This is a genomic window from Actinomadura darangshiensis (genome assembly GCF_004349235.1).
Lineage (GTDB): Bacteria > Actinomycetota > Actinomycetes > Streptosporangiales > Streptosporangiaceae > Spirillospora > Spirillospora darangshiensis.
The window spans coordinates 1-21,874 of the sequence record NZ_SMKY01000149.1 but is presented as its reverse complement, the minus strand read 5'-3'; the positions used below and the strand labels follow the sequence as shown (position 1 = coordinate 21,874).

General features: G+C 73.9%; 21 protein-coding genes. 9 read left to right on the top strand and 12 right to left on the bottom strand.

All coding sequences use genetic code 11. From position 1 onward, the window contains the following. Both E1293_RS27655 and E1293_RS27650 read left to right on the top strand, forming a co-directional pair. Positions 1–599, top strand: a 599-nt coding sequence (locus E1293_RS27655) for a hypothetical protein (protein WP_132200417.1), incomplete at its 5' end; no start/stop codon positions are given. Positions 600–780: 181 nt separating this feature from the next. Then, positions 781–963, top strand: a complete 183-nt coding sequence (locus E1293_RS27650; RefSeq protein ID WP_132200416.1) for a hypothetical protein — start codon at positions 781–783, stop codon at positions 961–963. Between the two features lie 33 nt (positions 964–996). Here E1293_RS27650 and E1293_RS27645 read toward each other — a convergent pair whose 3' ends face one another. Continuing rightward, positions 997–2,547: a coiled-coil domain-containing protein gene (locus E1293_RS27645; protein WP_132200415.1), complete on the bottom strand. Its 1,551-nt coding sequence runs from the start codon at positions 2,545–2,547 to the stop codon at positions 997–999. A 97-nt stretch (positions 2,548–2,644) separates the two neighbouring features. After that, complete coding sequence (gene pip, locus E1293_RS27640) at positions 2,645–3,604, bottom strand: prolyl aminopeptidase (protein WP_132200414.1); 960 nt, start codon at positions 3,602–3,604, stop codon at positions 2,645–2,647. Positions 3,605–3,659: 55 nt separating this feature from the next. On the opposite strand from pip, the gene E1293_RS27635 reads away from it, so the two are divergent. Continuing rightward, positions 3,660–3,884 (top strand): hypothetical protein, encoded by a 225-nt coding sequence (locus E1293_RS27635; protein WP_132200413.1) that lies wholly within the window; start codon positions 3,660–3,662, stop codon positions 3,882–3,884. Position 3,885: 1 nt separating this feature from the next. Here the strand turns inward: E1293_RS27635 and hrpA are convergent, their stop codons facing one another. Then, positions 3,886–7,809 (bottom strand): ATP-dependent RNA helicase HrpA, encoded by a 3,924-nt coding sequence (gene hrpA / locus E1293_RS27630; RefSeq protein WP_207939126.1) that lies wholly within the window; start codon positions 7,807–7,809, stop codon positions 3,886–3,888. Between the two features lie 231 nt (positions 7,810–8,040). Here hrpA and E1293_RS27625 point away from each other — a divergent pair, with 231 nt between their 5' ends. Further along, a complete protein-coding gene (locus tag E1293_RS27625; RefSeq protein WP_132200411.1) occupies positions 8,041–9,438 on the top strand; it encodes a serine/threonine-protein kinase in 1,398 nt (465 codons plus the stop codon). Here the strand turns inward: E1293_RS27625 and E1293_RS49645 are convergent. The 4 genes from E1293_RS49645 to E1293_RS27605 all read right to left on the bottom strand — a co-directional run bounded on the left by E1293_RS49645 (position 9,423) and on the right by E1293_RS27605 (position 13,459). Then, positions 9,423–10,922 carry an NADH-quinone oxidoreductase subunit NuoF family protein gene (locus E1293_RS49645; protein WP_243716618.1) on the bottom strand — a complete coding sequence of 500 codons (1,500 nt, stop codon included), beginning with the start codon at positions 10,920–10,922 and terminating at the stop codon, positions 9,423–9,425. The two genes, E1293_RS27625 and E1293_RS49645, sit on opposite strands and share 16 nt — an antisense overlap. Further along, positions 10,919–11,680: a ferric reductase-like transmembrane domain-containing protein gene (locus E1293_RS49640; RefSeq protein ID WP_132200410.1), complete on the bottom strand. Its 762-nt coding sequence runs from the start codon at positions 11,678–11,680 to the stop codon at positions 10,919–10,921. Before E1293_RS49640 ends, E1293_RS49645 begins: the two co-directional genes overlap by 4 nt. 100 nt (positions 11,681–11,780) lie before the next feature. Then, positions 11,781–12,689 (bottom strand): SDR family oxidoreductase, encoded by a 909-nt coding sequence (locus E1293_RS27610; RefSeq protein WP_132200409.1) that lies wholly within the window; start codon positions 12,687–12,689, stop codon positions 11,781–11,783. Continuing rightward, positions 12,686–13,459, bottom strand: a complete 774-nt coding sequence (locus tag E1293_RS27605; protein ID WP_132200408.1) for an SDR family oxidoreductase — start codon at positions 13,457–13,459, stop codon at positions 12,686–12,688. The genes E1293_RS27610 and E1293_RS27605 overlap by 4 nt, the downstream gene beginning before the upstream one ends. A gap of 58 nt (positions 13,460–13,517) precedes the next feature. Here E1293_RS27605 and E1293_RS27600 point away from each other — a divergent pair, with 58 nt between their 5' ends. The 4 genes from E1293_RS27600 to E1293_RS27585 are packed head-to-tail and all read left to right on the top strand — an operon-like array spanning position 13,518 to position 16,910. Next, complete coding sequence (locus E1293_RS27600; protein ID WP_132200407.1) at positions 13,518–14,264, top strand: enoyl-CoA hydratase family protein; 747 nt, start codon at positions 13,518–13,520, stop codon at positions 14,262–14,264. Further along, complete coding sequence (locus E1293_RS27595; protein WP_132200406.1) at positions 14,261–15,121, top strand: CoA transferase subunit A; 861 nt, start codon at positions 14,261–14,263, stop codon at positions 15,119–15,121. Before E1293_RS27600 ends, E1293_RS27595 begins: the two co-directional genes overlap by 4 nt. After that, entirely contained in the window at positions 15,118–15,849 is a 732-nt protein-coding gene (locus tag E1293_RS27590; RefSeq protein ID WP_132200405.1) for a CoA-transferase subunit beta, read from the top strand. Before E1293_RS27595 ends, E1293_RS27590 begins: the two co-directional genes overlap by 4 nt. Next, the gene (locus tag E1293_RS27585; protein WP_132200404.1) at positions 15,849–16,910 is read left to right on the top strand and encodes an NAD(P)H-dependent flavin oxidoreductase; all 1,062 of its coding nucleotides are present in this window, start codon (positions 15,849–15,851) and stop codon (positions 16,908–16,910) included. The genes E1293_RS27590 and E1293_RS27585 overlap by 1 nt, the downstream gene beginning before the upstream one ends. Here E1293_RS27585 and E1293_RS27580 read toward each other — a convergent pair. Further along, a complete protein-coding gene (locus tag E1293_RS27580; RefSeq protein WP_132200403.1) occupies positions 16,907–17,524 on the bottom strand; it encodes a TetR/AcrR family transcriptional regulator in 618 nt (205 codons plus the stop codon). The two genes, E1293_RS27585 and E1293_RS27580, sit on opposite strands and share 4 nt — an antisense overlap. 67 nt (positions 17,525–17,591) lie before the next feature. Here E1293_RS27580 and E1293_RS27575 point away from each other — a divergent pair, with 67 nt between their 5' ends. Continuing rightward, positions 17,592–18,164, top strand: a complete 573-nt coding sequence (locus tag E1293_RS27575; protein ID WP_132200402.1) for a peroxiredoxin-like family protein — start codon at positions 17,592–17,594, stop codon at positions 18,162–18,164. A 20-nt stretch (positions 18,165–18,184) separates the two neighbouring features. On the opposite strand, the gene E1293_RS27570 is transcribed toward E1293_RS27575, so the two are convergent. The 4 genes from E1293_RS27570 to E1293_RS27555 form a co-directional block, all read right to left on the bottom strand. After that, the gene (locus E1293_RS27570; protein ID WP_132200401.1) at positions 18,185–19,165 is read right to left on the bottom strand and encodes a quinone oxidoreductase family protein; all 981 of its coding nucleotides are present in this window, start codon (positions 19,163–19,165) and stop codon (positions 18,185–18,187) included. Further along, complete coding sequence (locus E1293_RS27565; protein ID WP_132200400.1) at positions 19,165–20,172, bottom strand: aldo/keto reductase; 1,008 nt, start codon at positions 20,170–20,172, stop codon at positions 19,165–19,167. The genes E1293_RS27570 and E1293_RS27565 overlap by 1 nt, the downstream gene beginning before the upstream one ends. A gap of 105 nt (positions 20,173–20,277) precedes the next feature. Beyond that, positions 20,278–21,138: a helix-turn-helix transcriptional regulator gene (locus E1293_RS27560; protein WP_132200399.1), complete on the bottom strand. Its 861-nt coding sequence runs from the start codon at positions 21,136–21,138 to the stop codon at positions 20,278–20,280. A gap of 42 nt (positions 21,139–21,180) precedes the next feature. After that, the coding region (locus tag E1293_RS27555) for a hypothetical protein (RefSeq protein ID WP_207939124.1) at positions 21,181–21,874 on the bottom strand (694 nt) is incomplete at its 5' end.

Below are 21,874 nucleotides of genomic sequence, written 5' to 3'. Positions count from 1 at the left end.
CGGTGACGGTGACGCTGCGGCGGCCACCGCCGCTGGACGCCGAGCTGACCGTCACGGTGGAGGACGAGCGCGGGCACAGCGCGCGGCTCTGGGACGGTGAGCGGCTCGTCGCCGAGGCCCTCGCCGGGGCGATCGTGGTGCCGCCCGTCGCGCCCGTCCCGTTCGAGCGGGCGCAGGAGGCGGCGGAGAAGTACCGGGCGGCGGAGAACCACCCGTTCCCCGGCTGCTTCGTGTGCGGGCCGGAGCGTGAGACCGGCGACGGGCTGCGGCTGGAACCGGGCCCGGTCGCCGACGGCACCGTCGCGGCGCCGTGGGTGCCCGAGCAGGTCCCCGAGCGGGAGCTGGTCTGGGCGGCGCTGGACTGCCCGGGCGGCTGGTCGTTCGACGTCGCGGGGCGGCCGGCGGTGCTCGGCACGATGACCGGGCAGGTCATGGACGTGCCCGAGGCCGGCGAGCAGTGCGTGGTGATGGGGCTCGCGCGCAGCCGCGAGGGCCGCAAGATGCACGCGGCGACGGCGCTGTACGGGGCGGACGGGCGGCTGCTGGGCCGCGCCGAGCAGATCTGGATCGAGATCGACCCCGAGACGTTCGGGCGCTGATCCGGCGGGGCGGCCGCCGGCCGATGATCGATCCGGCGGCCACTCCAACCCGATTCTGACCGATTTGTGGAAATGTGTCGTCCGACACTGTCGGTCCCGCCGGATCCGCTGTTCAATCTGAGCTGCCGCGGAAACGGGAGGCGGGCTCATGCGCGGAGACGGGTTACTCATCCTGGGGCTGGTGGCCCTTGCGGTCTACATGGGCATCCACTGGGAGCGCGCCCGGCGCGCCGCGTCGGACATGCGGCTCAGCCGCCGGAGGGTCATGGTCCTGCGGCAGACCGTGGTGAAGGAACGCGGCCATGTCGTGGTGATCACCGGGGTGGCGGCACTGGCGATCTTCCTGGCCGTCCGGTACGGCTGAGCCCGGGCGGTGGCCGCCCGGGCCCTGCCCGGATCAGGGGCCGGTGAAGAGGGGGTCTTCCCGGTCCACGCCGTTGAGGGGACGGCCGTGGTGCTGTACGCCCGGTACAGGGTGGCCGCCGGTGTTAGAGCCGGGCGTCCCGTTCGGCCCGGGGGCCGCCTGCGGGACGGGGGCCCCGAGCGGGACGGGCGCGCCGTTCTGGACAGGGGCACCGTTCTGGACAGGGGCACCGTTCTGGACCGGGGCACCGTTCTGGACCGGGGAGCCGTTCGGGATGGGGCCGCCGATCGGCGGCGGGCCCGGCGGCATGCCCTGCTGCGGCGCGGGCGCGCCCTGCGAGGGGTGGCCGCCGGCCATCCGGCCGCCGGGCGGGAAGTTCGACGACAGCGTGCTGTGGGTGAACTGGTCGATCTGGCGGCGGGCCCGGTCGGCCTCGGCGCGGGCGGCGTCGCGCTCCTCGGCGAGGGCGGTGAGCGCGGCCTGCTGCTCGGCGACCGACTGGGACAGCTGCCGCAGCTGGACCGACTGGTCGTTGATCTTGCCGGTCAGCTCGTCCCGCTCGGCGCCGGCGGTCTTGGCCTGCGCCAGCGCGGCGTCGCGGTCCTTGGCGGCCTCCTCGGCGCGCGCGTTGGCGCGGACGACCTCCGCCTCCGCCTCGGACTGGGCGCGCAGCGCGGTGGTGCGCTCGGCCTCGGCCTTGCTGGCGGCCTGCATGGCGCGCTGCCGCTGCGCCTCGGTGTCGCGCATGGCGTTGCGCAGGTCGTCGGCGCCCTGCTTGGCGACGGCGGCCTCCACGCGCTGCGACTCGGCGGCGCCCTCGGTCTCCGACAGCTTGGCGTGCAGCCCGACCAGCTCGGCGCGCGCCGCCTCCAGCGCGGCGAGCAGCTCGGTCTCGCGCGCCCCGACGCGGTCGCGCTCGCTCTCGGCGGCGAGCTTGGCCGTCATCGACTGCTGGGCGACCTGGTGGGCCTCTTCCCATGCCTGCTGCGCGGCGTCGCGCTTGGCGATGGCGACCTTGGCGTCCTCGCGGGCGCGCCCGGCGTCCCCCTCGGCCGTCTCGGCGCGCTTGCGGGCGGAGGTCGCCTCCTGCCACGCCTCCTCGGCCCTGCGCTGGGACGCGTCGCGCTCGCTCTGCGCGATGGCCAGTTCGCGGGCGGCCTCGGCGCGCACCTCGGCGACGCGCCGCTCGACGCCGGCGACGCTCAGCTCCGAGGTCAGCGACCCGGCGAGCAGGTCGGCGGTCTTCTCCAGCCGCTCGACCATCTCCCAGGCCGAGGCGACCTGGCCGGTGAGGCCGGGGGCGTCCCGGCCGCGGTCGCGGCGCTCGCGGGCCTCCCGGGCGCAGGCGCCGTCGTTGTCCTGGCAGTAGCGGACGGCGCGGGACGCCCCGACCGGCTGCGGGACCGGGCGCCCGCAGCTGGCGCACGGCCAGACCGTCACCGGGTCGCCCATGCGGGCGACCGCCATCTCCGTGGATCCCCCGGAACCCGCCGCCCCGTCCCCTGCGCCTTTGGCGACCGCGCCCTGGGGAGCCGCGGCCGTCCCCTCGGGGCCGCTATTGTCGCGCTCTTCGCTGTTAGGCATGGAATGAACCATACGCACTACTTGACGTTACTGCAGTGACTTGCGAGGTAGATGTGGGGGTGCCCACGTCGTAGGAAAGTGAGTGGTCGGGCCGGGATCACCGGTGGGCAAGGCGATCCGTGGCCTCGATGAGCCGGTGCCGGATTCCGGGCTCCGAGCCGCCGTGGCCGGCGTCCTCCACGAGGTGGAACTCGGCCTCGGGCCATGCCCGGTGCAGATCCCAGGCCTGATCGGGAGGCGTCTTCATGTCGTAGCGCCCGTTCACGATCACGGCGGGGATGTGCCGGATGCGGTCGGTGCCCGCGAGCAGCCCCTCCGCGGGGAGGAAGCCGCCGCGGGAGATGTAGTGGTGCGTGATGCGCGCGAACGCCAGGATGAGCGCCTCGCCCAGGTCGGGCGGCGGGACGGGCAGGAGCGTGTTGGCCGCCAGTTCCCAGCCGATCCAGGCGCGGGCGGCCGGGAGGTGCACCGCCGGGTCGGGGTCCTCGATGCGGCGGCCGTAGGCGGCGAGCAGGTCGTCCCGCTCGCCGGGCGGGATCGCGTCCCGGAACGCCGACCACTCGGCCGGGAAGAGGTGTGCCGCGCCGGCCGGCGTGAACGCCCACGCCTCGTCGTCCGGACGGACGAGGTAGACGCCGCGCAGCACCAGTCCGGTGACCCGGCCGGGGTGCGCCTGCGCGTAGGCGAGCGCGAGGGTGCTCCCCCAGCTTCCGCCGAACACGAGCCAGCGCTCGATGCCCAGGTGCTCGCGCAGCCGTTCGATGTCGGCCACGAGATGCGGCGTCGTGTTGTGCTCCAGCGACACCGCCGGGTCGCCGGCGAAGGGGAGGCTCCGGCCGCAGTTGCGCTGGTCGAACAGCACGATCCGGTACCTGGCCGGGTCGAAGAACCGCCGGTGGTCGGGAAGCAGCCCGCCGCCCGGCCCGCCGTGCAGGAACACCGCCGGAACGCCGCCGGGGTTCCCGCACGTCTCCCAGTGGATCCGGTTGCCGTCCCCGACGTCCAGCAGCCCGGTGTCGTAGGGCTCGATCGGCGGGTAGTACTCCCTCAATCCCATGATCCCAGTCATACCGCACGGTTGATCATGTTCCGGCACGCACTACCCTCCCGGCATGACGCAGTCGAGGTGCACGCAGTGCGGGACCGAGGGCCTGGAGCCGGGCTTCATCGAGGACGCGGGGGACCACTCCCGCGGCTACGCCCGCTGGATCGCCGGTCCGCTGGAGCGCGGCATCTTCGGGGGCGCGAAGCGGATGGGACGGCAGCGCTGGCAGATCGAGGCGTGGCGGTGCGTCAAATGCGGGCACCTGGAGATGTACGCCCGCACCCCCGCCTGAGCTAGAGCTGGGCCATCGCCTTGCGGATGCGCTTGTCGGAGACGGGGAAGCGGGTGCCGAGCTGCTGGGCGAAGAGGCTGACCCGGAACTCCTCCAGCATCCAGCGGACCTGCCGGGCGGGCTCGTCGTCGCGGCGGGACGGATGCAGGCGCCGCAGCGCCTGCTCGTACTCCTGCTTCAGGACGTCGGCCTGGTGCGCGAGCATCCGGTCGCGGCCCGGGTTCTCGGGGAGCTTGTCGAGCCTGACCTGCAGGGCGCGAAGGTAGCGGGGTAGGTCGTGGAGCCTGGCCCAGCCGGTCGCGGTGACGAACCCCGGATGGATCAGCGACTCCAAGTTGGCGCGGATGTCGGTCAGCGCCGGGACGAGCGTGAGGCTCGCCGTGCCGCGCAGCCGCCGGTCGGCCTCGTGCGCCTCCGCAAGGATCCGCTCGACGAGGGCGACGATCTGGGCGGTCGCGTCGTGCAGGTCGGCGCGGACGCGGTCGTACAGGGCGCGGAAACCGTCCTCGTCCCAGGCCGGCCCGCCGGCCTCGGCGATGAGCCGGTCGGCGGCGGCGGTGACGCAGTCGTCGAAGAGCGCCGTGACGGAGCCGTGCGGGTTGTGGCTGAGCGCGAGCTTGCCCTTGTTGGTCAGGGAGCCCTGGATCAGCTTCACCGGCGACGGCGCGTTCAGCAGGATCAGCCGCCGGGTGCCGAGCCACATGGCGCGGCGCTGCTCGGCCTCCGTCTCGTACATGCGGACGGCGACGCCGCCGCCCTCGTCGGTGAGCGCCGGATAGGCCTTGACGTCGTATCCGGCCTGGTTGCGCTCGTAGGTGCGGGGCAGCTCCCCGATCGTCCACTCGGTGAGGCCGGAGCGCTCGATGGTGGACGCCGCCTGGGACAGAGTCCCGCGCACCTTCCCGGCGAGGCGCCGTTTCAGCTCGTCGAGGTCGGTGCCCTCGCCGAGGGCGCGGCCCTCGCCGTCCACGACGCGGAACGTGATGTGCAGGTGGGCGGGCAACCGGGACGGGTCCCACGCCTCCCGTGCGACGGGCACGCTCGTCATCGCGGTCAGCTCGCGCTCCAGGGCGTCCAGCAGGGGCTCGGTGCGCGGCGCGACCCGGTCGAAGACCTTGCGGGCGTAGTCGGGCGCCGGGACGAAGTTGACGCGCAGCTGCTTGGGCAGCGACCGGATCAGCTCGGTGACCAGCTCCGTGCGCAGCCCGGGCACCTGCCATTCGAACCCGTCCGGCCGCACCTGGTTGAGGACCTGGACGGGGATGTGCACGGTGACGCCGTCGGCGTCGGTGCCGGGCTCGAACTGGTAGGTGAGGCGCAGGCGGAGCGGGCCCTGCTTCCACACGTCCGGGTAGTCGGACTCGCTGACGCCGCCCGCCGTCTCGTTCATGAGCATCGACTTCTCGAACCCGAGCAGGTCGGGGTCGTCGCGGCGGGCCTTCTTCCACCAGAAGTCGAAGTGCCGCCCGGAGACGACGTCCTCGGGGACGCGCTCGTCGTAGAAGTCGAACAGAGTCTCGTCGTCGACGAGGATGTCGCGGCGGCGGGCGCGGTGCTCCAGTTCCTCGACCTCGTCCAGCAGGGCGCGGTTGTCGTGGAAGAAGCGGTGGTGGGTCTCCCAGTCGCCCTCGACGAGGGCGTGCCGGATGAACAGCTCGCGGGAGAGGGCGGGGTCGATGCTCCCGTAGTTGACGCGGCGGTCGGCGACGATGGGCACCCCGTAGAGGGTGACCTTCTCGCGCGCCATGACGGCGGCCTGCTTCTTCGACCAGTGCGGCTCGCTGTGGTTGCGCTTGACGAGGTGCTGCGCGAGCGGCTCGACCCAGTCGGGCTCGATCTTGGCGTTGATGCGCCCCCACAGCCGGGACGTCTCGACCAGCTCCGCCGACATCACCCAGCGCGGCGGCTTCTTGAACAGCGCCGACCCGGGGAACACGGCGAACTTCGCGCCGCGGGCACCGAGGTACTCCTGCCCGCGCCGCTGCGGCTTGTCCTTCTTGTCGGCGTCCATGAGGCCGATGTGGGAGAGCAGCCCGGACAGCAGCGACACGTGGATGCGGTCGGGCGGGGCGTCCGCGGTGTTGAGCGTGACGCCGAGGGTCTTCGCGACCTGCTTGAGCTGGCCGTGCAGGTCCTGCCATTCGCGGACGCGCAGGAAGTGCAGGAACTCGCTCTTGCACATCCGGCGGAACGCGCTGCCCGACAGCTCCTTCTGCTGCTCGCGCAGGTAGTTCCACAGGTTCAGGTAGGCCAGGAAGTCGGACGCGGGGTCGGCGAACCGGCGGTGCCGGTCGTCGGCGGCCTGCTGGTTCTCGGCGGGGCGCTCGCGCGGGTCCTGGATGGACAGCGCCGCCGCGATGATCAGCACCTCGCGGACGCAGCCGTTCCGGTCGGCCTCCAGCACCATGCGGCCGAGGCGCGGGTCGACGGGGAGCTGGGCGAGCCGCCGGCCGAGCGGGGTGAGGCGCTTGCGCGGGTCCTTCTCGGCCGGGTCGACGGCGCCCAGTTCGTGGAGGAGGTCGACGCCTGCCTTGACGTTGCGGCGGTCCGGCGGCTCCAGGAACGGGAACGCGGCGATGTCGCCGAGGCCGAGCGAGGTCATCTGCAGGATGACGGAGGCGAGGTTCGTCCGCAGGATCTCCGGGTCGGTGAACTCGGGGCGGGACTCGAAGTCCTCCTCGGAGTACAGCCGGATGCAGACGCCCTCGGACACCCGCCCGCAGCGCCCCTTGCGCTGGTTCGCCGACGCCTGCGACACCGGCTCGATCGGGAGCCGCTGCACCTTCAGGCGGTGGCTGTAGCGGGAGATGCGGGCGGTGCCGGGGTCGACGACGTACTTGATGCCGGGGACGGTCAGCGACGTCTCGGCGACGTTCGTCGCGAGCACGACCCGGCGCCCGCGGTGCGCCTGGAACACGCGGTGCTGCTCGGCCGACGACAGCCGCGCGTACAGGGGCAGGACGTCCGTCGACGTCTTCTGCCGGGTGAAGTGCTTGGTGAGCGCGTCGGCGGTGTCGCGGATCTCCCGTTCGCCGCTGAGGAAGACCAGGACGTCGCCGGGCCCTTCGCGGCCCAGCTCGTCCACCGCGTCGGTGATCGCCTGGATCTGGTCGCGGTCGGGGTCGGCGGACGGGTCGTCGGGGTCGGTGACGGGCCGGTACCTGACCTCGACCGGGTACGTCCGGCCGGAGACCTCGACGATCGGCGCGTCCGCGAAGTGCGCGGAGAACCGCTCCGGGTCGATGGTCGCCGAGGTGATGATCACCTTGAGGTCGGGGCGGCGCGGCAGGATCTCCTTGACGTAGCCGAGCAGGAAGTCGATGTTCAGGCTGCGCTCGTGCGCCTCGTCGATGATCAGCGTGTCGTACTGGCGGAGCAGCCGGTCGGTCTGGATCTCGGCGAGCAGGATGCCGTCGGTCATCAGCTTGACGAGGGTGTCGTCGCTGGAGCGGTCGGTGAACCGCACCTTGTAGCCGACGGCGTCGCCGAGCTCGGTGCCGAGCTCCTCGGCGATGCGGTCGGCGACGGTGCGGGCGGCGAGCCGGCGCGGCTGGGTGTGCCCGACCGAGCCGAGCACGCCCCGGCCGAGCTCAAGGCAGATCTTGGGGATCTGGGTGGTCTTGCCGGACCCCGTCTCGCCCGCGACGATCACGACCTGGTGGTCGCGGATCGCGGCGAGGATGTCGTCCTTCTTCTGCGCCACCGGCAGCTGCGCCGGATACGTGATCGCGGGCACGGCGAGGCGCCGCCGCTCGACCCGCCGCTCGGCGGCGTCGATGTCGGCGGCGATCTCCTCGGCCGCCTTGGCGCGCCGCCCGGCGTCGCGCATCTTCTGCGTGCCGTCGATCCGGCGGCGCAGCCGGTGCTGGTCGCGCAGCATCAGCCGCGGCAGGCGCGCACGCTCGTCGGCGAGCGGCGATCTCACACTCGACCCCATAACCATTCGACAAGGACAGGGCCCGGGCTCCCGGCCCCGCTCACCCTGCAAACCTCCCGACCGTAGCCGGAACACCCCGCGGAGGGCGATCCATTATCCCGCGGATACAACGCCCGCCCGGCGGAAGCGCATTCCGCCCGGGCGGCGGCCACGCTTCGCACGGGATCCTTCACTCGAAGACACTGCGCGGGCCGCGGCCGTCGTTCATGATTGGGAGACGTGGACACCCCGACCGCCGCCGGCCGCTACCGGATCGACTCCCTCCTCGGATCCGGCGGCTTCGCCTCGGTGTGGCTGGGCCATGATCCCGATCTCGACTCCCCCGTCGCGGTCAAGATCCTCGCCGGGCACTGGACGCTGCGCACCGACGTGCGGGACCGGTTCGTCCAGGAGGCGCGGCTGCTGCGCCGGGCCGACTCGCACCGGCTGGTGCAGGTCTTCGACATCGGAGAGCTCTCCGACGGCCGGCCCTACTTCGTGATGACCTACGCCGACCGCGGCACGCTGGGCGAGCGGCTCGCCGGCGGCCCGCTGCCGCCCGCGGACGCGCTGCGCACCGCCCGGGAGATCATCCGCGGCGTCCAGGAGCTGCACGACCTCGGCGTGGTGCACCGCGACCTGAAGCCGTCCAACGTGCTGCTGCGGTCGGCGCCCGGCGGCGGCGAGCGGCTCATGATCGCCGACCTCGGCATCGCGCGGACCGAGGACCACCTGTCCAGCCTCACCCTGCCCGCCGGCTCGCCCGGCTACATGGCGCCCGAGCAGACGCAGGTCGACGGCGCCCCGGACCGCCGCGCGGACGTCTACGGCCTCGGCGCGCTCACCCACCACCTGCTCACCGGGCGGCCGCCCGCGGTGCCGGCGCGCCCGCCCGGCGACACGACGCCGGCGATCCCGCCCGGCGTGGACGCCGCCGTGCTGCGGGCGCTGGAGCCCGACCGGGAGCGGCGCTGGGCGTCGGCGGCGGACTTCGGGGACGCGCTGGACCGGGCCGCCACCGCGACCCGCGCCGCCGCCCGCTCCCCGCGGGCGCGGACGCGCGGCCGGCGCCCGGTCCTGCTCGCCGGCGCGGTCGCCGCGGCGGTCGTGGCCACCGCCGCGTTCCTCGGGTACACCCGCTGGGGAGACGACGGCGCGGCTTCGGACGGGCAGGACAAGTGGCTCCGCGCCGGATCCGACATCCCCGGCGAGTACCGCGACCTCATCGTCCGGGCCGGGACGTGGTGCGAGATGCCCGGCCTGAGCCCGGCGCTGATCGCGGCGATGCTGAAGACGGAGAGCGGCTTCGACCCGGACCTGTCCGACCCTTCGAAGGACGAGTACGGCATCGCCCGGTGGACGCCGCGGGTCCTGGTGTTCTGGCAGCCGGGCGGGCTCGACAACCCCGAGCCGAAACCCGCGCAGATCACGCCGGAGCTGTCGATCCCGGCGATGGGCCGGTTCCTGTGCTACTGGGGCAAGGACCTGAAGAACGTGCCGGGCGATCCGGCGCTGAACCTCGCCGCCACCTACCGGAGCTCGTCCAAGACCGTCGTGAAGGCGGGCGGTGTCCCGGCCCGGTTCAAGCCGTACACCGAGCAGGTCCGCCGCCACCTGGACGACTACCGGCCGCGCTGAGGCGCCTTCCCGTGCCCGGTGCGCGGGACGAGCCGGAGCGCGAGGCCGGGGCACATGGCGACGGCGCGGCGCGCGTCCGCCTCCAGCCGCGCCGGGATCGGCTCCGCCGGGACGACCGGGTAGTCGTACTCGTCCATCCGGATGGTGCCGCGCATGAGGTCGGCGCACAGCCCGTGGCCGTCGCAGCGGCTCCAGTCGACCTCCAGGCTCAGCTGCGCGCCGGTGTCGGCGGGCAGGACGCCGCGGACGGGACGGCCGCAGCCGCCGTCCGCCACGTGCCGGGCGACGTCGGCGGCGAAGACGTCCAGCGCGGAGAGCACGAACCGGGCGGAGCCGTCGGGGTGCGCGCAGGCACCGCGTCCGGCCGCCATCCGGGCGGCGCGGCGGACGGTGTCGCGGGCGGCCGCGGCGTCCCGTCCGGCGGCGAGGTCCTCGAACGCGCCGGCGACGTCGGGGAGCCCGAGCCGGCACGGGCCGCACTGCCCGGCGGACTCGGCCGCCAGGTAGCGGGCGACCCGCGCGCACTCGCCGAGGGGGCAGGTGCCGCGGCCGACCGGCATGACGATCCCGGCGCCGAGCACGCCGCCGGACGCCGCCAGCCCTTCCCGCGACACCCGGGTGCGGGCGGCGGCCTCGCCGGTCAGCCAGGCGCCGTGGTAGCCGCCGACGAGCACGCCCTCGCCCGTCCGGGCGCCGCACAGGTCGAGCAGGTGGCCGAGCGGGGCGCCGGCGGGCGTCTCGACCACGGCGGGGAAACGGGCCGAGCCGGTCACGGTCAGCAGCACGGTGCCGGGCTCGTCCGGCGTGCCCGCCCTGGCGTAGCCGCGCGGCCCCAGCCCGGCGAGGACGGCGAGCTGCGCGTAGGTCTCGGCGTTGGACAGCAGCGTGGGCAGGCCGTCCACGCCCCGGGTGGAGGCGCGGCCCTTGCGTCCGGGCGGGACCGGGCGGCCCCCGTTGAGCCCGCGGATCAGGGCGCCGCTCTCGCCGGTGACGAAGTGCTCGGGCAGCCGGACGGCGCGCGCCCGGGTGCCGATGCCGCGCTCGGCGATCGCGTCGTCCACCGAGCGGGCGGCCTCCTCGTCGGTCACCGCGACGATGATCTCCAGGGCGCCGAGCGCGGTCGCGGCGAGCGCGGCGCCGTCCAGGATCAGGTGCGGGGCGCGGCGGAGCAGCACCTTGTCCTTGGCGCTGCCGGGCTCCCCCTCGGTCCCGTTGACGACCACGACGGTCCGCTTGCGGCGGCGGACGGCGCTGCCGGCGGTCGCCTCGACCTTGCGGGCGAACGGGAACGCGGCGCCGCCGCGGCCGCACAGCCGCCCCTCCTCGCAGAGCGCGATGAGCTGCCCGGACGTCAGCGGACGCGGAACGGCGTGCAGGGCGCGATGGGCGTCCCAGCCGAGCCGTCCGGCGCCCTCAAGGCCCTTGGTGAGGCGCGGCGGCCCGATGTGCCGGACCGCGACCGCGGGGCGGGGCGGCGCGATCACCGGTTCCTCCCGGCCCGCCGGGCCAGGACCGGGCGCGCGGCCGCCGCCAGCGCCACCGCGGCGAGGCAGAGCAGGTAGCCGGCGGTCACCCAGCGTGCGGGCGCGCGGCCCGAGGTGAGCCCGTGCAGGACGCCGATCGGCCAGGCCGCGTACGCGGTGAGGTGCAGTGCCCGCCACACCCAGGGCCGGCGGGCGACGGCGAACCGGCCCCGGGCGACACCGCCCGCGAACGCGATGACGAGCAGGTAGAACGCCAGCGTGCCGAGCCCGTAGTCGCCCAGGTGGTGGAGGGAGTGCGGAAGGAACGCCTGCACGGCCCCGACGCGGTGCCGTGCGAGCTGCGAGGCCAGGTGCAGCAGCAGCATCGCGACGGCGAGGAACGCGAGCGCCCGGTGCGCCGCCTGCGCCCGCACCCGGTGCGAGGGCGACAGGACCGCCCGGTCGGTGGCCAGCACCCCGGCCATCACGGTCAGCGACAGCGAGACCAGCGCGAAGACGCCGCAGTAGAAGTCGAGGAACGACCCGATGGCCCGCAACTCCGGAAGGAGCATCCCGGACGAGACCCCGATCGCGAACAGGACCCCCGCGGCCCCCGTGCAGACGGCGGAGACGATGGCGGCACGGGGCACCGCCGGCCGGCTCCGTCCGGCCCGCGCCGCCGTTCTGCTCCCGGAGACGCCGCCCGGCCCGATGAGGAACGCCTGCGTCCCCTCGTGCGCGGGTCTCTCCGTCGCTGGACGCTCCCGGCCCCTTCCCATCCGTGCCCCCTTGGTCGGCTGTGTTCCACCCCGTCCAAGTACGACGCGCGATCATGAGGGTGCGTTCGGTGACATTCCCCTTCCGGCCGGGAGAGCCGGGTCAGCCCGCTCCGTAGACCGGCTCGGCGGCCGGGGCCTTGGCCAGGAGGTCCTTGACGACGTCGCCGATCTCCGCCGGGTCCCAGCGTGCGCCCTTGTCGGCCGCGGGGCCGTGCCGGAAGGCGTCCATCACGCAGATCCTGCCGCCCTCGGCCTCGAAGACCCGCCCGGTGACGTCCCGGGATCCGGCGGAGCCGAGCCAGGCGACGAGCGGCGAGACGTTCTCCGGCGCCATCGCGTCGAACTCGCCCTCGGCGGGGGCGGCCATCGTCTGCGCGAACACCTCCTCGGTCATCCGGGTGCGGGCGGCGGGCGCGATCGCGTTGACGGTCACCCCGTAGCGGCCCAGCTCGGCGGACGCGACGAGCGTCAGCCCGACGATGCCGGCCTTGGCGGCGGAGTAGTTGCCCTGGCCGACGCTGCCGAGCAGCCCGGCGCCGGACGAGGTGTTGACGACGCGGGCGTCCACGGGACGGCCGGCCTTGCTCTCGCCCCGCCAGTACCGCCCGGCGTGCTTGAGCGGCAGGAAGTGGCCCTTGAGGTGGACGCGCATGACGGCGTCCCACTCGTCCTCGCCGAGGTTGACCAGCATCCGGTCGCGCAGGAACCCGGCGTTGTTGACGAGCGTGTCCAGCCGCCCGAACGCCTCGGCCGCCGTGGCGACGAGCGCGGCGGCGCCCTCGTCGGTGGCGATGTCGCCGGTGTGGGCCACGGCCCGGCCGCCGAGCGCCTCGATCTCCCGGACGACCTCGTGCGCGGGGCCTCCGAAGGCGTCGCCGGTACCGTCCCGGGCGACGCCGAGGTCGTTGACGACGACGAGCGCGCCCTGCCGGGCGAACTCCAGCGCGTGCGCGCGGCCCAGCCCGCGTCCGGCGCCGGTGACGGCGACCACCCGGTCCTTGCAGATCATCGCGAGTCCTCCTTGTTGACGGTGGCGGCGTCCAGGAAGGCGGGGCGCTCTCCCCCGCCGTGCACCTGCATCGACGAGCCGGTGACGTAGGACGCCAGGTCGGACGCCAGGAACACGCAGGCCGCGCCGATGTCGTAGGGGTCGGCGAGGCGGCCGAGCGGGACGGTCTCCGCCACGGACGCGATGCCCTTCTCGTCGCCGTAGTGCAGGTGCGACAGTTCGGTGCGGACCATGCCGAGGATCAGCGTGTTGACCCGGATATGGGGTGCCCACTCGACCGCCAGGGACTGGGTCAGGTTGTGCAGCCCGGCCTTGGCGGCACCGTAGGCGGCGGTGCCGGGCGACGGCCGGACGCCGCTCACGCTGCCGATGTTGATCACCGAGCCGCCGCCCGCGGCCAGGATCTTGCGCCGCAGCGCCCGCGCCATGATCAGCGGGGCGGTCAGGTTCAGCTCGATGATCTTCAGGTGGGTGCGCAGGCCGCCGTCGGCCACCGGCAGGTACGGGGCGCCGCCCGCGTTGTTGACCAGCACGTCGGCGTGGTCGAGGCCGTCGGCGAAGTCCTGCACGGCGTCCGGGTCGCGGACGTCCAGCGAGACGAACCGCGCGGTGCGCCCGCCCGCCGCGGGGACCGCCTCCGGCTCGCGCCGGGCGACCGCGACGACGTCGGCGCCCGCCTCCAGGAAGGCGCGGCTGATCCCGGCGCCGACCCCGCGCACCCCGCCCGTCACCACGACGGTCCTGCCGCCCAGGTCGAGCGTCAGTGACATACCGCCTCCCTCTGCTGCTACCTTCTGTTCTAACAAATGTTTGGTGGAAAGGTAGCGCATGGGAGTCTCCACCACGACCCAGGACGGGGTCGCCGAGATCGTCGTGGCCGCGCCGCCGGTCAACGCCCTGACCGTCGCGGGCTGGTACGAGCTGGCCGACGCGGTCGTCGCGGCGGGCCGCGACCCCGAGGTCGGCGCGGTCGTGCTCCGGGCCGAGGGCCGGGGCTTCAACGCGGGCGTCGACATCAAGGAGATGCAGAGCAGCGACGGCCACACCGCCCTGGTCGGCGCCAACCGCGGCTGCTACGCGGCGTTCGCCGCCGTCTACGACTGCGAGGTCCCGGTCGTCGCCGCCGTGCACGGCTTCTGCCTCGGCGGCGGGATCGGCCTCGCCGGCAACGCCGACATCGTCGTCGCCTCTCAGGACGCCTACTTCGGCCTGCCCGAGGTGGACCGGGGCGCGCTCGGCGCCGCCACGCATCTGGCGCGGCTCGTCCCGCAGCACCTGATGCGCGCGATGGTCTACACGTGCCGCAACGTCACGGCGGACGAGCTGCACCACCACGGCTCGGTGCTGGAGGTCGTCCCGGCGGACGAGCTGCGCGCCAAGGCCATGGAGGTCGCCGCGGGCATCGCCGCCAAGGACCGGTACGTGATCCGCCGCGCCAAGGAGTCCCTCAACGGGATCGATCCGATCGACGTCAAGCGCAGCTACCGCTACGAGCAGGGGTTCACGTTCGAGCTGAACCTCGTCGGCGCGGGCGACGAGCACCGCGACGCCTTCGTCGCGAAGGGGGCCGAATGAGCAAGGTGATGTCGCCCGAGGAGGTCGCCGCGTCGCTGGAGAGCGGCATGACGGTCGGGATCGGCGGCTGGGGGTCGCGGCGCAAGCCGATGGCCCTGGTCCGGGCGATCCTGCGCTCCCCCGTCACCGACCTGACCGTGGTGACCTACGGCGGGCCGGACGTGGGGCTGCTGTGCGCGGCGGGCAGGATCCGCCGCCTGGTCACCGCGTTCGTGACCATGGACTCGATCCCGCTGGAGCCGCACTTCCGGCAGGCGCGGCAGTCCGGGTCGATCGAGCTGACCGAGTACGACGAGGGCATGTTCATGTTCGGGCTGTACGCGGCGGCGCACCGGCTGCCGTTCCTGCCCACCCCGGTCGGGCTCGGCTCGGACGTGCTGAAGGTCAACCCGGAGCTGAAGACGATCCGGTCGCCGTACGAGGACGGCCAGGAACTCGTCGCCGTCCCCGCCCTGAACATGGACGTCGCACTGGTGCACATGAACCGCGCCGACGCCCGCGGCAACGCCCAGTACCTCGGCCCCGACCCGTACATGGACGACCTGTTCGCCAAGGCGGCCGCCCGGACGTACGTGTCGTGCGAGCGCCTCGTCGACACGGCCGACTTCGCCAAGGAGGGGCCGGTGCAGTCGCTGCTGATCAGCCGGGCGCAGGTGACGGGCGTGGTGGAGACGCCGAACGGAGCGCACTTCACCGACTGCGTCCCCGACTTCGGGCGGGACGAGCGGTTCCAGAAGCTGTACGCGCAGTCGGCGGCCGATCCGGAGCAGTGGGCGGCGTTCAGCGACCGCTTCCTGTCCGGCGACGAGGCCGCCTACCAGGACGCCGTCCGCGTCTGGCGGGAGGAGAACCGATGAGCGACGTCACTCGCGCGGAGGTGTGCGCGGCCGCGTGCGCGGACCTGTTCCGGGGCGACGGGGAGATCGTCGCGGCGGCGGTCGCGGGGTTCGTCCCGATGCTGGGGTCCCGGCTGGCGCGCGCGACGTTCGCGCCCGACCTGCTGACGACCGACGGCGGGCCGTCGCTGAGCGCCGAGCCCGTCCCGCTCGGCGGGTCGGCCGAGACCGCCGAGGGCTGGCTGCCGTTCCGCGACCACCTGTGGCTCGTCCTGAACGGGCGGCGGCACGTGGTGATGGGGCCGAGCCAGATCGACGCGCACGGCAACACCAACATCTCCTGCATTGGCGACTGGGAGCAGCCGAAGCGGCAGCTCCTCGGGGTGCGCGGCGGGCCCGGCAACACGCTGCTGAACCCGACGAGCTACTGGGTGCCGAAGCACTCGACGCGCGTGTTCACCGAGAAGGTCGACATGGTGAGCGGAGTCGGCTGGGACCGGGGCGCGCACGAGATCCGCGCCGTGGTGACGAATCTGGCCGTGCTCGACTTCGATACCCCTGACCGGCGGATGCGGCTGCGCTCCGTCCACCCCGGCGTGGGCGTCGGCGACGTGACGGCCGCCACCGGCTTCGACCTGGTCGTGCCGGACGAGGTGCCCGAGACGCGGCCGCCGGACGGCGAGGAACTGCGGATCATGCGCGAGGTCCTCGACCCGAAGGGGCTGCGCGAGAGAGAGGTGCCCGCCTGATGGAGCAGGTGCTCGACACGCCGCTGACCCGGCTGGCCGGGGTGCGGCACCCGGTCGTCCAGACCGGCATGGGCTGGGTCGCCGGGCCGCGGCTGGTCACGGCGGTGGCGAACGCGGGCGGCCTCGGGATCCTGGCGTCGGCGACGATGACCCTCGACCAGCTCGCGGACGCGATCCACGAGGTGAGGGACCGCACGGACGCGCCGTTCGGCGTCAACCTGCGGGCCGACGCCGGCGACGCGGGCGACCGCATCGACCTGCTGATCAAGGAGGGCGTCAAGGTCGCCTCGTTCGCCCTGGCCCCGAAGAAGGAGCTGATCGCCAAGCTCAAGGACGCCGGGCTCGTCGTGATCCCGTCCGTCGGCGCCCGCCGGCACGCGGAGAAGGTGGCGGGCTGGGGCGCGGACGCCGTCCTCGTGCAGGGCGGCGAGGGCGGCGGGCACACCGGCGCCGTCGCCACCACGCTGCTGCTCCCGCAGGTCGTGGACGCCGTCGACATCCCGGTCATCGCGGCCGGAGGCTTCTTCGACGGGCGCGGCCTTGCCGCCGCGCTCGCCTACGGGGCGGCCGGCGTCGCGATGGGCACCCGGTTCCTGCTGACGTCCGACAGCTCGGTGCCGGACGCGGTCAAGCAGGTGTACCTGGGGACCGGCGAGACCGTGGTGACGCGGCAGGTGGACGGGATGCCGCACCGGGTGCTGCGCAGCGAGCTGGTCGACACCCTGGAGGGGTCCGGCCGGGTCGGCGGGCTCGTCCGGGCGCTGCGCAACGGCGCCCGGTTCAAGAAGCTGTCCGGCATGTCGTGGCGGGAGATGGTCGCCGACGGGAAGGCGATGAAGCACGGCAAGGACCTGTCGTGGTCGCAGGTCCTGATGGCCGCCAACACCCCGATGCTGCTGAAGGCGGCCATGGTGGACGGCCGCCCCGACCTCGGCGTGATGGCGTCCGGCCAGGTCGTCGGCGTCATCGACGACCTGCCGGGCTGCGGCGAGCTGATCGACGGGATCGTGGCGCAGGCCGCCGAGGCCATCGCGGCGCAGCAGGCGCTCCTGGCGCGCTAGCCCGGTTCAGCGAGGCCGCGCAGCACGGCCGCCAGTCCCGCGCGGAACTCCTCGTCGGGGCCGATGCGGCGGGCGTGCCGCGCGGTCTCAGCCATGTGGGGGAACTCGCCGGCGGGCAGCGCCGCGATGACGTCCGTGCCCTCCCCTGACAGCGAGCCCAGGTGCTCCAGCTGGATCGCGCCGACGATGTAGGCGAGCAGGGCGCGCAGCGCGATGGCGGCGCGCGGCCCGGTGATGCCCGCGCCGGCGAGGATGCCGGCGACCGTCTCGCCCCAGCACAGCGACCCGGTCGAGTCGTGCCGGTGCGTGAGCGTAAGCGGCATGATCGCCGCATGGGCGCCGAACGCGTCCCGCAGCCGCAGCGCCATGGCCTCGATCCGCGCGTCCCACGTCCCCTCGGACGGCGGCGCCGGATCGACCTCGGCGTAGACGAGGTCGACGACGAGGCCTTCCAGCTCCTCGCGGTCGCGCACGTACCGGTAGAGCGCCATGGTGCTCGTCCCCAGCTCCTTGGCGACGGCGCGCATGGACAGCCCGGCGAGCCCGTCCCGGTCGATGACGGCGAGTGCCGCTCCGGCGAGCTTCCCGGTGCTCAGCGAGCGTGGTCGAGGCATGGCGCTTGACAGCGTACGGCATACGCTTACGATCGTAGGTGTACGCCATACGCTTAAAGGAGGGCGCATGCGTCTCGCACCAGGTTCCGGCGTCCCGGCGAGGGAGCTGACCCCGGTCAGCGGCCCGCCGGTCGCCGTCCCCGATCCCGGCCGGCTCGTCCACCTGCAGTTCCGCCGCTTCGCGGGCTGCCCGATCTGCAACCTGCACCTGCGTTCGATCACCGTCCGGCACGACGAGATCGAGGCCGCGGGGATCCGCGAGGTCGTCGTCTTCCACTCGGCGGCCGAGGAACTGCGCGAGCACGTCGGCGGTCTGCCGTTCGCGGTGATCGGCGACCCGCGCAAGCGGCTGTACGCGGAGTTCGGCGTCGAGTCGGCGCGCCGCGCCCTCCTCGACCCGCGCGTCTGGTGGACGGTCGCCAAGGCCGCCGCCGTCGGCACCTGGAAGATCGCCCGAGGCCGGGAGCGGGCGCCGAAGCCGCGGCCGGACGGCGGGCGCTTCGGGCTCCCGGCCGACTTCCTGATCGGCGGCGACGGCCGCGTCGTGGCGGCCAAGTACGGCGAGCACGCCTACGACCAGTGGACGGTCGACGAACTGCTCTCCCTTGCCGCACACACCCCGGCCTCGGAGAGGCACTGACGGTAGTCGCGGTGTGAGGGTCAGCCGCTCACGTCGAGGACGAGCTTGCCGGTCGTGGAGCCCGACTCGATGCGCCTGTGCGCCTCGGCGGCCTGCTCCAGCGGCATCGCCTCGACCTGGAGCCGCAGGTCGCCGGAGGCCGCCGCGGCGACCGCGCGGCGCAGCGCGCGCCCCACCTCGGCCGGTGCGACGCCCGCGAACGCGGCGAGGTTGAACCCGGACACGGTCTTGTTCGCGAACCACAGCTCGTTCGCCGGCACGCCCACGTCGTCCGCGCCGGACGCGTTGCCCATCACGACCATCCGGCCCATCGGGGCGAGCGCGTCCAGGCTGGTGCGCCGGGCGGGGCCGCCGACCATGTCCACGACGATGTCGAACCCGCGCCCGCCGGTGAGGCCGGCGACCTCGCCGGGCAGGTCGCCGCGGAGCACCACGTCGTCGTAGCCGAACCCGCGCGCGGTCTCGATCTTCGCGGGCCCGCCGACCGTGCCCGCGACCCGTCCCGCGCCGAGCAGCCGGGCGGCCTGGCCGAGCTGGCTGCCCACTCCCCCGGCCGCCGCGTGCACCAGCACGGTCTCGCCCGGCTCGATGCGCGCGACGCGGTCCAGGACGAGGAACGCGGTCGTGCTGTTGGACGGGACCGCCGCCGCGACGTCCAGCCTCAGGTCCAGGCCGTCGAGCGGGGCGACGAGATCGGCGGAGGTGACGACCGCCTCGGCGTAGCCGCCGCTGTCCACGATCGTGAGCGCGGCGACGGGCTGGCCCCTGCGCAGTCCCTCGACGTCGGGCCCGACCGCGCGGACACGACCGGACACCTCGATGCCGGGCACGAACGGCAGCGGCACGTCCACGACGCCCTGCCGGTACAGGACCTCGGCGAAGTTCGCCCCCGCGTACGCGACGTCGATGGACACCTGCCCCGGCCCCGGCTCGGGGACCTCCACGTCGGCGCGGCGCAGCACGTCCGCGCCGCCGAACTCGGGAATGGTGACGGCCTTCATCAGTAACGCCCTCCAACGGCCGCGGGCACGCCGTCCAGCTCGGCCAGGTCGGCTTCGGTGAGGTCAAGGCCGGCGGCGCCGGCGTTGTCGCGCAGGTAGCGCTGCTTCTTGGTTCCGGGGATCGGGATGACGTGCTCGCCCTGCGCGAGCGTCCAGGCGATGGCGACCTGCGCCGGCGTGGCGTCGTGGCGCGCCGCGACCGCCTTCACGACGTCGACGATGCGGAGGTTGGCCTTCAGCGCGTTCTCCTGAAAACGAGGATTGGCGCCGCGGTAATCGGTGTCCTCGAAGTCGGCGGCGGTGACCGTCCCGGTGAGGAAACCACGGCCGAGCGGCGAGAACGGTACGAACGCGGCACCGTTGGCCGCGCACCAGCCGACGACGTCGCCGGGCCCCTCCCCCGTGCCGTCGTCGCCCGGAAGGGCGCCCGCCATCCCGCCCGGCGCGCCCATCGCGTCGCGGGTCCACAGCGACAGCTCCGACTGGATCGCCGCCACCGGGTGGACCGCGTGCGCCTCTGCGGCCTGCGCGACGCCGACCTCCGAGAGGCCCAGCCTGCGCACCTTGCCCTCGGCGACCAGCTCGGCCATCGCGCCCCAGGTGTCGGCCAGCGGCACGTCCGGATCGACCCGGTGCAGGTAGTAGAGGTCGATCACGTCCGTGCCGAGCCGGCGGAGGCTGTCCTCGGCGGACGCCTTGACGTGCTCCGGCGTACCCTTCCGGACGATGTTCCGGGTGGCCATCGACTCCACGACCAGGCCCGTCTTGGTGGCGACGACCGCCTCGTCCCGGCGTCCGGCGAGGGCCCGGCCGACGAGCGCCTCGTTGTGGCCGTCGCCGTAGGGCTGCGCCGTGTCCAGGAACGTCACCCCGAGGTCGAGCGCCTCGCGGATCAGCGCGACGGAGTTGTCGTCGTCGCGCTCCGACTCGCTGTAGGCCCAGCTCATCCCCATGCAGCCCAGCCCGACGGCACCCACCCGCGTCCCGGCGAAATCGCGCGTCTTCATGATCGTCCTCTCGTGGTTCTCGTACTGAGGACGATCGTGCAGGACGGGCCGGAGGGTAGACAGACTCCGTTCATCCCGGGTGTGGCACCACCACCCTAAAGATGATCAGCTCGCGGCGGCCAGGCCGCGACGCGCCATCAGTTTCTCCAGCCGCTCCTGCGTGCCGGTGCCGGGCCGCGGGTTGTGCAGCACCAGATGGTGGCCCGGACGGTCGGCCAGCGGCAGCAGCGTGCCCTCGAAGACCAGCTCGCCCGCCTCCGGGTGCCTGATCCCCTTGACGGCCTGCGTGCCCGAGCTCACCTCGTGGCGCGGCCACAGCTCGGCGAACTCCGGGCTGACCGCCAGCACGTCCGCGACGAGCCGGTCGAACCCGGGGTCGTCGGGGTAGCGGGCGACGTCCGCGCGGAACCGCGCGACGACGCCGGGCGCGGCGGCGGACCAGTGCGTGTGCATCGACCGGTACCGGACGTTGGTGAAGAACGTGACCAGGCAGTTGTGGTCGGTGTCGCCGTACCCGAACACCTCGCGGGCGGAGTCGTTGATCGCGACGAAGTTCCAGAGCCGGTCGCGGACGTAGGCCGGCCGCGGCGACCACGCGTCCAGCAGCCGCCGCAGCTCCGGCGTGATCGGGACGGCGGGGCCCGCCTCGGCCTGCGGCGGGTTGAGCCCGGCGAGCAGGTACAGGTGCTCGCGCTCGGCGCCGTCCAGCCGCAGCGCCCGGGCGATCGCGTCGAGCACGTCCCCGGACACCTTGATGTCGCGGCCCTGCTCCAGCCACGTGTACCAGGACACCCCGACCCCGGCGAGCACCGCGACCTCCTCGCGGCGCAGTCCCGGCGTGCGGCGGCGCCCGCCGTCGGGCATGCCGACGTCGGCGGGGGTGAGCCGGGCGCGGCGGGTGCGCAGGAAGTCGCGCAGCTCGTCGCGGCGGCGGCCGGGTGCGGAGGCGGGAGTCTGGCTGGGCATGCCGCCACGATATCCGCCGCCGCGGCCCGTTCCACGCGGACGTCAGCAGCGGCGGACCGTGAGGCTCTTCTGGTCGCTGACCGGCGAGTACATCTTCACCGTGATCACGTGGCTGCTCCCCGACCCCCAGGGCCGCCACCCCGACTGGCTCGTGTCGGGGCGTCCGGGCTGGTTGCTGACCGACGAATCGTTCGCGCCGTCCATCAGGACGTCGTAGCTGAAGTTGCCCGGTCCCTTGAGCGTGATCGCGGTGTAGATGCTGCCGTTGAAGTGGCTGCTGTCGTAGCGGCCGCTGATCGAGATCCTTGAGGTGCTGGCGCTGACCATGGGGCAGGTGCCGCCGCCACCACTGCCACCACCGCTGCCGCCGCCACTGGTCCCGCCGCCGCCCGAACCGCTCGAACCGGAGCCCGACCGTCCCTGGCTTGCCTTGCCCTCCCCCGGCTTGGCGCTCGGACTCTTGCCGTGGGCGCCCTTCTCCTTGCCGGACGACCGCGTCGGCGACGGCCGCTGCCCGGAGGCCGCCCGGTTGCCCGAAGCGCCGGAGCTCTGCGCGCCGGCCGCGGAGGCTTCCGGGCCGGCCCCGTCGCGGGACGAGGCGCCGGACGAGTCCGGCCAGAAGACCACGGCGGCGATCACGGCCGCGAGCACCGGCACCGCCAGCGCGCCGGCGCCCGCCAGCAGGACGCCCCGGCTCTGCGCCGATGCCGGGCGAGAGGCCGGGCAGGCAGCGGTC

What these genes read in the sequence shown, in the direction of transcription:
- E1293_RS27560 (WP_132200399.1), bottom strand. Translation starts at nt 21,138, where the DNA reads ATGCCCAGCCAGACTCCCGCCTCCGCACCCGGCCGCCGCCGCGACGAG.
- E1293_RS27635 (WP_132200413.1), top strand. Translation starts at nt 3,660, where the DNA reads ATGACGCAGTCGAGGTGCACGCAGTGCGGGACCGAGGGCCTGGAGCCG.
- E1293_RS49640 (WP_132200410.1), bottom strand. Translation starts at nt 11,680, where the DNA reads ATGGGAAGGGGCCGGGAGCGTCCAGCGACGGAGAGACCCGCGCACGAG.
- E1293_RS27645 (WP_132200415.1), bottom strand. Translation starts at nt 2,547, where the DNA reads ATGCCTAACAGCGAAGAGCGCGACAATAGCGGCCCCGAGGGGACGGCC.
- E1293_RS27570 (WP_132200401.1), bottom strand. Translation starts at nt 19,165, where the DNA reads ATGAAGGCCGTCACCATTCCCGAGTTCGGCGGCGCGGACGTGCTGCGC.
- E1293_RS27565 (WP_132200400.1), bottom strand. Translation starts at nt 20,172, where the DNA reads ATGAAGACGCGCGATTTCGCCGGGACGCGGGTGGGTGCCGTCGGGCTG.
- E1293_RS27595 (WP_132200406.1), top strand. Translation starts at nt 14,261, where the DNA reads ATGAGCAAGGTGATGTCGCCCGAGGAGGTCGCCGCGTCGCTGGAGAGC.
- pip (WP_132200414.1), bottom strand. Translation starts at nt 3,604, where the DNA reads ATGGGATTGAGGGAGTACTACCCGCCGATCGAGCCCTACGACACCGGG.
- E1293_RS27585 (WP_132200404.1), top strand. Translation starts at nt 15,849, where the DNA reads ATGGAGCAGGTGCTCGACACGCCGCTGACCCGGCTGGCCGGGGTGCGG.
- E1293_RS27610 (WP_132200409.1), bottom strand. Translation starts at nt 12,689, where the DNA reads ATGATCTGCAAGGACCGGGTGGTCGCCGTCACCGGCGCCGGACGCGGG.
- E1293_RS27600 (WP_132200407.1), top strand. Translation starts at nt 13,518, where the DNA reads ATGGGAGTCTCCACCACGACCCAGGACGGGGTCGCCGAGATCGTCGTG.
- E1293_RS27605 (WP_132200408.1), bottom strand. Translation starts at nt 13,459, where the DNA reads ATGTCACTGACGCTCGACCTGGGCGGCAGGACCGTCGTGGTGACGGGC.
- E1293_RS27575 (WP_132200402.1), top strand. Translation starts at nt 17,592, where the DNA reads ATGCGTCTCGCACCAGGTTCCGGCGTCCCGGCGAGGGAGCTGACCCCG.
- E1293_RS27580 (WP_132200403.1), bottom strand. Translation starts at nt 17,524, where the DNA reads ATGCCTCGACCACGCTCGCTGAGCACCGGGAAGCTCGCCGGAGCGGCA.
- E1293_RS27590 (WP_132200405.1), top strand. Translation starts at nt 15,118, where the DNA reads ATGAGCGACGTCACTCGCGCGGAGGTGTGCGCGGCCGCGTGCGCGGAC.